Raw genomic sequence first — 5,454 nt, forward strand, 5'->3', positions numbered from 1 at the left:
GGGGGACGTGCAGCCTGCGGAGCTTCTCCGGGGCATGTCCGGCCAGCCGCAGCCGCTCGAAGGCGAGCTCGCCTCGCACCCAGATTTCATCCGCGAGGACTCGCTCCGCCTCCTGCCGCGCGACGTCCTCCGCGGAGGCGCGGTGGTTGCGAAGGAAGGCCTCCTCCGGGTGCCGCGCGGCGGCGGCGTCCAGGTCCGCGTGCAGCTCCCTCAAGGAGGGCAGGTCCTCCACCAACACGCAGCGCGCGCCGCGGCGGCGGGCCACCGCGAAGACCTCCCGGGCACAGAGCGCGGGCGCGAGCACCGTCTCCACCGACGCCGGGAGCAGCGCCGAGGCCGCCTGCGCCCACCGCCTGCGCAGGGTGAAGCGGGCCTGGAAGGTCGCCGCCGTCGAGCGCACCGCGACGCGCATCCCCGCCTCCACCGCCGCCCAGCCCGGCAGGCCCCAGACGCGGAAGCCCTCGGGCACCGGCAGCGTCCGGCGGGTCCAGGCGTGGCGCAGGCGGGTGGGAACGGGGCCCCAAGCGGGCAGTCGCGGCAGCGCCCAGGGGGCCAGCACCTCCGCCTCGCGCGTGAGCAGCGCTGCGAGGTGAGAGAGCCAGGGGGCGGGCTCCGGTGCGAGCACCAGGTTCATGGAGCCCGGACCTCCGTCAGCGGAACCTCGACGCGGGCGTGGCAGGCGGTCTCCCCGCACGTCAGGCACGTCCGCTTCCGCGCCTCGGGGTTCAGCAGGCGTCGCCGGTTCTCGGCGATGGTGCGCTCCTCCAGCACGGCGCCAGAGCCGGTGTCTTCGACGCGGCGCACGACGCGGTTGATGCGCAGGGTTCCCTCGGGGAGTTCGAGAAGGGACTCGTCCTCGGACCAGAACCGTGAGCGCGTCCGGGGGGCATCCGCCCCGTGGATGGAGAGCCGCAGCTTCCCATCCGAGACGCGCGCTCCGAGCCGCACCGGGCCCTCACGCGGCGCCACCACCAGGTCCACATAGGGCCAGGCCACCGTGGCATCCATTCCCCACAACGCGCCCGGCGGAGGAGGCACCGCCTCCATCGTGTGCCCCCAGCGCTCCAGGATGTGCCAGCCCTGACGCGCGGCGAACTCGAAGAGCGCGTTGGCCAGCAGGCAGATGCCGCCGCCGATGGACGGGGTGAGACAGCCGCCGCTCAGCGCCAGCCCATGCCGGTAACCCTTGCGCGCCGTCAGCCGGCCCAGCGTGCGCCAGAAAGAGAGGGGCCTGTCCGGAGCGAGGAGGAGGCCATCGAAGGCCGGCGCCGCCAGACGCACGTTGTGCTGCTTGCCCGCTTCGAGCACGGGGTCCGCGTCCTCGTCCGCGCGCAGCAGATTCACCGTGTGCGAGCCAAGCAGCACGCCCTTCTCATGCATGGGCGCCAGGAGCGGGCGCGGCCAGCGCTCCGGGGTCGCGGACCACCGCGCCAGACGGTTCGCCTGGAGCATCAACTGCTTGCTCCGCCTCCACAGCAGGGCGGGGGCGGACAACTCCAGGAGCCGGGGAGCGATGGCGGGCGTGGGCATGTCCGAACATTGTGCAAGGGCGGCGCCAGGGAAGGAAGCGAGGGGCGCGGCTGCGGGGCCACTTGTCCGGCCCTCCCGCCGCTTCGGCGTCACCCGACGGCGCGGGCTGTTAGACTTGCCGCATCATGACCCGCGCCCAGCCCCTGGACACCGTGGTCCTCTTCGACGGCGTGTGCAACCTGTGCAACGGCACGGTCCTCTTCATCATCGACCGGGACCCGGACGCGCGCATCCGCTTCACGGCGCTGCAGTCCCAGCGGGCCGCCGCGCTGCTGGCGCCGCACGGCGTCGTGCCCAAGGAGGAACCGGACAGCTTCGTCCTCCTGCAGGGCGGCAAGCTGTATGAGCGGTCCACGGCAGCGCTCCGCGTCGCGCGGATGCTGAAGGGGCCGTGGCGGTTTCTCTACGCCTTCATCGTGGTGCCCCGGCCGCTGCGCGACCTCGTCTACCGAATCATCGCGCGCAACCGCTACCGCTGGTTCGGGCGTGAGGCCCAGTGCCGCATCCCCACGCCCGAGCTGCGAGCCCGCTTCCTCCCGGAGGCCGCGCCGTAGCCAGGCGTCGCCCGCCGAATCAGCAGGCGTTGGCGTCCGTGCAGCGCGCCTTCTGCATCTCCGTGGCGAAGGGGCTGGGCGCCAGGAAGCCCGTCACGCGGGGCTGGGTGAGCACCTTGCCCTCCGGCGAGATGAACGCCACGGTGGGCAGGCCCTCCACGCCGAAGCGCTCCAGCAGCGCGTCCAGCGCGTCCTCGCTGTTCGTCGCGTCAATCTTGATGTTGAGGAAGCGCCCCGCGTCGGCCTGGGAGATGACCTCCTGTGCGGGGTAGGTGTCGCGGTCCAGCTCCTTGCAGGCCGCACACCAGTCCGCGAAGAAGTCGATGAGCACCGGCCGGCCCTCCGCCTTCGCCTGCGCGAGCACCTGGTCGAAGGCCTCGGGGGAGAAGGTGGCCTGCTTCTCCGGCATGACGTGGTGCCACTGCCAGGACGGAGCACGCGGCGGCTCGGCGAGCCCCAGCCCCACCCACAGCGTTCCCACCGGCCCCGCGTCCAGCGCGCCGCCGCGCAGCACCAGCGCCGCGACGACGAGCGCCACGCCCAGCGCCTTGAACGAGAACTCCCGCGCGCCTTCCTTGAACGAGCGGTGCACCGCGCCCAGGACCACGCCCACCGCCACCAGCAGCGCGGCGATGACGGCCCCCGGAACCCGGCCCACCAGCAGGCCCATGCCCTTCACCACGTCCCGCGCCCAGGGGAAGGCGTCCTTGAGGTAGCTGAAGGCCAGGGCCACCAGCATGATGCCCAAGACGCTCTTCACCCACTCCATCCACACGCCGCCGCGAGGCAGCCGCACGGTGAAGACGCCGATGAGGAAGAACGGCACGCCGATGCCCAGCGCGTAGACGAACAGCAGCGACGCGCCCAGTGTCGTATTCGCCGACTTCGCCACGAAGGCCAGCAGGCCCGTCAGCACCGGGCCGGTGCACGGCGCCGCCAGGAAGCCGGACACGCTGCCCATCAGGAACGCGCCCGCCACGCCCGCGCCGCCCACGGCGTTGAGCTTCGTCTGGAAGGATGACGGCAGCGCCAGCTCGAACGCGCCGAACATGGACGTGGCCAGCAGCAGCAGGAACACCGCCAGGCCCGTCACCACCGCCGGGTGCCCCAGCATCGACCCGAACGCCTGGCCCGTCTTCGCCGCCAGCACGCCCAGCGCGCTGAACACCACGCCCATGCCCACGATGTAGGAGGACGTCAGAAGCAGCGCGCGGCCCCGGCCCTCCGTCTTGCGCGCGCCGAAGACGGACACGGTGATGGGGATGAGCGGATAGACACACGGCGTCAGCGCGGTGAGCAACCCTCCCGCGAACACCACCGCCGCCCCCACCGCGAGGCTGCCGGATTCGAGGAACCGGGCCGCATCCAGGTTGGCGTTGGGGCCCGTGGGCAGCAGCCATGGCACCACGGCCACCGCCACCCCGGCCAGCACCGCCATCACTCCAAGCTTCTTCGCATCCATGCGCGCGTGGCTCCGTGGTCCCAGGCCCCCCCTTGTATACGAAGGCCCGGGGCCCCGGGCTACTGCGCAGGAGAAGCAAGCGGGGAAGCAGGCGTCTTCAGTCCGGCGGAGCGCGCCAGGCCCATGACGCCCTCCACCGCCGCGGCGATGTAACCGAACGGGTTGGCCCCATCCACCGCGGTGACGTGCACCTCGCCCATCTTCTGCTGGAAGGCCGCGGCCACCTGGGGGAGCTGCTGCGCCAGGGTCATCTGGATGACCTCCGCGCTGACGCTGTTCTCGATGTCGCGCAGCGCGCGCGCCTTGCCCAGCTCCAGCTCCTGCTGCGCCTGGTCCTTGCGCACGCTCAGCTCGGCGATGACCACCTCCGTCTCCACGATGGACCGGCGGGCCTGCACCACCTGGAGCTCCGCGTGGAGCCGCTCGGCCTCCTGCTGGTGCGCGGCCATCTGCACCTCGTGCCACGCGGTGGCCTGCTCGTGCTCACGGCGCAGGCGCTCCAGCTCCAGCTGGGCCTTGGCGCCGGCCTCCTCCTGTTCGCGGCGCAGCTTCGCCAGCGCCACCTCCTGCTCGTGCCGCTGGCGTGACAGCTCCAGCTCCTGCTCACGCTGCTGCCGCGCCAGCTCCATCTGCGCCTTGGCGTTCTCCGCCTCCTGCGCGCGCTGGAGCCGCACCAGCTCGACTTTCGCCTGCGCGGCCTCGGACTCCTGCGCCAGCTTCAGCTTCTCCAGCTCCAGCTTCGCGCGCCCGGCCTCCGTGTCCTGCTCGCGCTTGAGTGTCTCCAGGGCCACGCGCTGGCGCGCGACCTCCGCGTCCTGTTCGCGCTGGAGCTTCTCCATCTCCACCTGCGCCCGGCTGACGGCCAGCGCCCGCTCGGAGACGATTTTCGCGTCGGCCAGGCGGGACTCCGCGGACAGCGCGTCCAGCTTCGCCTGTTCGTCGGCCACCTGCTTCTTCTGGCGCACCTCCTGCTCGGCGGCCAGCTTCGCCAGCGCCACCTCGCGCTCCACGGTGGCCTGCTCCTGCTTCAGCGTGCGCTCCTGGCCGAGCTTCGCCTCGGCCACGCGCGCCTCCACCGCCAGCGCCTCCAGCCGGGCCAGCTCCTCCGCCGTCTGCTTCTTCTGGCGCACCTCCTCCTCGGCCGCCAGCCGCTGGAGGCTCAGCTGCCGCTCGGCCTCCGTCTCCTCGCGGTGGACGAAGCGCTCCTTGGCCAGCTCCGCCTCGCGCGCCTGCCGCTCCTGCTCATGGCGGAAGCGCGCCTGCATGTTGGCGAAGACGGTGGAGGACAGGACGCGCACGTCCTGGATTTCAATCGTGTCCAGGAGGACGCCCCAGCCTGTGTCCGTCTGGTCCTCCAGGCGACCCCGGCCCGAAAGCACCGGCGCGATTTCGCGCACCAGCTCCGCGGCGATGCCCTCCTTGCGCTTGGAGAGGCACTCCTCCACGGACATGTTCGCCACCAGCCGCCGCGCGGCGCCGACGAACATCTCCCGCAGCAGCTCCGCCAGCTTCTCCTGCGCGCGCTCCGGGAAGGAGAAGTTGAGCATGCGGAAGGCCACCAGCGGGTCCGAAATCCGGTACACCGCCAGCCCCGTCACCTGCACGCCCACCTTCTCGTGCGTCACCTGGTCCGCGGTGAACTGGAGCCGCTGGATGCTGGTGGGGACGATGGCCACCGAGTCCCCCGGCAGCTTGAAGCAGCTCGCCCCCTGGCCGCTGACCTCGCGCACCCGGCCGCGCCGCATGTGGACCAGGAACTCGCTGGGCCGCGCCGTGACGAGCCCCCAGCGCTTCATCTTCTCCGGGTCCTCCGTGGGCTTGCCGGCGCGCCAGCCATCCACGTAGCGCGGCTGCTCCAGCTTGCCGCCGCCCCCTCCGCCCCCCCCGTCCATGCGGACCAGGTGGGCC

At 72.2% G+C, this 5,454-nt stretch carries 4 protein-coding genes and 1 pseudogene; 1 reads left to right on the plus strand and 4 read right to left on the minus strand.

The window, feature by feature from the left end:
* Both G4D87_RS32985 and G4D87_RS32990 read right to left on the minus strand, forming a co-directional pair.
* Nucleotides 1-634: pseudogene (locus G4D87_RS32985) on the minus strand (hypothetical protein); the annotation flags it as partial.
* On the minus strand, nt 631-1,530 hold the full coding sequence (locus G4D87_RS32990) for a VanW family protein (protein ID WP_240358808.1): 900 nt from the start codon (nt 1,528-1,530) through the stop codon (nt 631-633). The pseudogene G4D87_RS32985 and the gene G4D87_RS32990, both read right to left, overlap by 4 nt.
* Before the next feature lie 125 nt (nt 1,531-1,655).
* On the opposite strand from G4D87_RS32990, the gene G4D87_RS32995 reads away from it, so the two are divergent.
* On the plus strand, nt 1,656-2,084 hold the full coding sequence (locus G4D87_RS32995; protein ID WP_163786657.1) for a thiol-disulfide oxidoreductase DCC family protein: 429 nt from the start codon (nt 1,656-1,658) through the stop codon (nt 2,082-2,084).
* A 19-nt stretch (nt 2,085-2,103) separates the two neighbouring features.
* On the opposite strand, the gene G4D87_RS33000 is transcribed toward G4D87_RS32995, so the two are convergent.
* Nucleotides 2,104-3,546 (minus strand): protein-disulfide reductase DsbD family protein, encoded by a 1,443-nt coding sequence (locus G4D87_RS33000; RefSeq protein ID WP_163786658.1) that lies wholly within the window; start codon nt 3,544-3,546, stop codon nt 2,104-2,106.
* 59 nt (nt 3,547-3,605) lie between these two features.
* A complete protein-coding gene (locus G4D87_RS33005) occupies nt 3,606-5,447 on the minus strand; it encodes an SPFH domain-containing protein (protein WP_240358809.1) in 1,842 nt (613 codons plus the stop codon).
* Between the last annotated feature and the right edge of the window lie 7 nt (nt 5,448-5,454).

Source organism: Myxococcus vastator (assembly GCF_010894475.1).
Classification (GTDB): Bacteria; Myxococcota; Myxococcia; order Myxococcales; family Myxococcaceae; genus Myxococcus; species Myxococcus vastator.

What these genes read in the sequence shown, in the direction of transcription:
- G4D87_RS33000 (WP_163786658.1), bottom strand. Translation starts at nt 3,546, where the DNA reads ATGGATGCGAAGAAGCTTGGAGTGATGGCGGTGCTGGCCGGGGTGGCG.
- G4D87_RS32990 (WP_240358808.1), bottom strand. Translation starts at nt 1,530, where the DNA reads ATGCCCACGCCCGCCATCGCTCCCCGGCTCCTGGAGTTGTCCGCCCCC.
- G4D87_RS32995 (WP_163786657.1), top strand. Translation starts at nt 1,656, where the DNA reads ATGACCCGCGCCCAGCCCCTGGACACCGTGGTCCTCTTCGACGGCGTG.